Source organism: Acinetobacter gyllenbergii CIP 110306 = MTCC 11365, from assembly GCF_000413855.1.
Taxonomy (GTDB): Bacteria; Pseudomonadota; Gammaproteobacteria; order Pseudomonadales; family Moraxellaceae; genus Acinetobacter; species Acinetobacter gyllenbergii.
Map to the genome: position 1 here is coordinate 1 of NZ_ATGG01000044.1, position 1,871 is coordinate 1,871.

The 1,871-nt window shown below is 48.2% G+C and carries 1 pseudogene; it reads right to left on the reverse strand.

Annotated features, from left to right (window positions below):
• Positions 1 to 1,871, reverse strand: a pseudogene (locus tag F957_RS03065) (hypothetical protein); the annotation flags it as partial.

Here is a 1,871-nt window from a genome sequence, read left to right on the forward strand (position 1 = left end):
ATATCAACTGTGTCACCTGCTTTGATCGCTGCACCACCAGCACCATTCGTTTGTAGGTTCCAACCTTGATCCAAGGCTTCAATCGCTGCACCAACGTTGTTGCTTTCTACACCATTCACGGTATAGCTTGGTGCGCTCACTGTGCCATCTGGATTCACTACTGAACCGCCACCTAAAGCATCTGATACGCTTTTGGCTGTACCCGCCAACTGGCTGCCATTGATCGCTTCATCCGACGTGGCACTGACTTCACCCGCAGTCACACCACTGATCTTGCCCGTGCTGCCATCAATATTGACATCACCGACTTGCACTGAATCAAAGGACACATCATCTTTGGTTGCTACGTTATAGATGTCTTGACCATCAGCACCTGTGGTTTTAGTCACTGTGACGTTCTTGCCTTCAGTCACTTCAGTTTTCGCTGCTGCAGCGGCATTATCTAATTGATCTTTATTGACTGCATCCGTACCGTTTACACCTGCACCGACATTGGTAATTGGATTGCCTGCCGCATTGATCCCGTCTTTGGTAATACTTGGGCCATTAGTAATGGTCACACCATTGTCATTAATAACCGTATCGCCAGCGGTCACGCTATCTACTTTCAGGTCTTTGTTTAGACCATATTGGATGGTGTTGCCTGTCTTGGTTACCGTGAGGTTGTCTTCGCCAGTAACAGTGCCGATATCAACCGTGTCACCTGTCCTAATTGCACCCGCATTGGCACCATTGCTTTGTAAGTTCCAGCCTTTATCCAGCTCTTCAATCGCTGCACCAACATTGTTGCTTTCTACACCATTTACGGTATAGCTTGGTGCAGTCACGGTGCCATCAGGGTTTACAGTTGAACCACCACCTAAAGCATCTGAAACGCTCTTGGCTGTGCCTGCCAACTGGCTACCATTGATCGCTTCATCCGACGTCGCACTGACTTCGCCCGCAGTTACACCACTGATCTTACCTGTTGTACCATCAATGCTCACACCATTAGCACCACCAACAGTCACATTGTTAAAGTCAACATTATCTGCCGTTGCCACGTTATAGATGTCTTGCCCATCTGCACCCGTGGTTTTAGAAACGGTAATGTTCTTACCTTGAGTCACTTCAGTTTTGGCTGCAGCAGCGGCTTTGTCTAACTGACCTTTGTTGACTGCATCAGTGTCCTCAACACCTGCACCAACATTGCTAATTGGATTACCTGCGGCATTAATCCCTGACTTGGTGATACTTGGGCCATTGGTGATGGTCACACCATTGTCATTAATAACCGTATCGCCAGCGGTCACGCTATCTACTTTCAGGTCTTTGTTTAGACCATATTGGATGGTGTTGCCATTCTTGGTTACCGTGAGGTTGTCTTCGCCAGTAACAGTGCCAATATCAACCGTGTCACCTGCTTTGATTGCTGCATTACCAGCACCATTGCTTTGGAGATTCCAGCCTTTGTCCAGTTCTGAAATGGCTGCGCCAACATTAGTGACATTATTGCCATTTACCGTATAGCTTGGTGCAGTTACGGTGCCATCAGGGTTTACAGTTGAACCACCACCTAAAGCATCTGAAACGCTCTTGGCTGTGCCTGCCAACTGGCTACCATTAATCGCTTCATCCGATGTCGCACTGACTTCACCCGCAGTCACACCACTGATCTTGCCCGTGCTGCCATCAATATTGACGTCACCGACCTGAACCGAATCAAAGGACACATCATCTTTGGTCGCTACGTTATAGATGTCTTGACCATCAGCACCTGTGGTTTTAGTCACTGTGACGTTCTTACCTTCAATCACTTCGGTTTTCGATGCCGCTGCCGCTTTATCCAACTGGTCTTTGTTTACGGCATCACTTGGGGCTGCACCATCTGC